Raw genomic sequence first — 403 nt, 5'->3', positions numbered from 1 at the left:
CTATAGCCCCAGCATCATTTGATCTCGACGAACATCCTCCTGCTCTTGATTACGGATATATGCTCTAACCAGTTCCTCATCCAGACCTACTGTAGAGACAAAATAGCCTCTCGCCCAAAAATGCTCTCCTGCAAACTTTCTCTGTTTCCCCTTAAAGAAAGCGCCTGGCTATCATAATGGCACTTTTACCTTTCAAATATCCTACTACATTCGATACCGAATACTTCGGTGGGATACTGATACACATATGCACATGATCTGCCATTAAATGTCCTTCTTCTATCTTGCAACCCTTTCTACCAGCCAACCCATGGAAGACCTCCCCCAAGCCCTTGCGCAGATTGCCATATATCAACTTTCTTCTACGTTTTGGGATAAACACTACATGGTATTTACAATCCCA

1 pseudogene is annotated in these 403 nt (G+C 43.4%); it reads right to left on the bottom strand.

Going from position 1 to position 403, the window contains the following annotated elements:
• Positions 1-403, bottom strand: a pseudogene (tnpA, locus tag Q5Y71_RS17275) (IS200/IS605 family transposase); the annotation flags it as partial.

The organism is Microbulbifer sp. 2205BS26-8 (assembly GCF_030731025.1).
Lineage (GTDB): Bacteria > Pseudomonadota > Gammaproteobacteria > Pseudomonadales > Cellvibrionaceae > Microbulbifer > Microbulbifer spongiae.
This window is presented reverse-complemented; position numbering and strand designations above follow the sequence as displayed.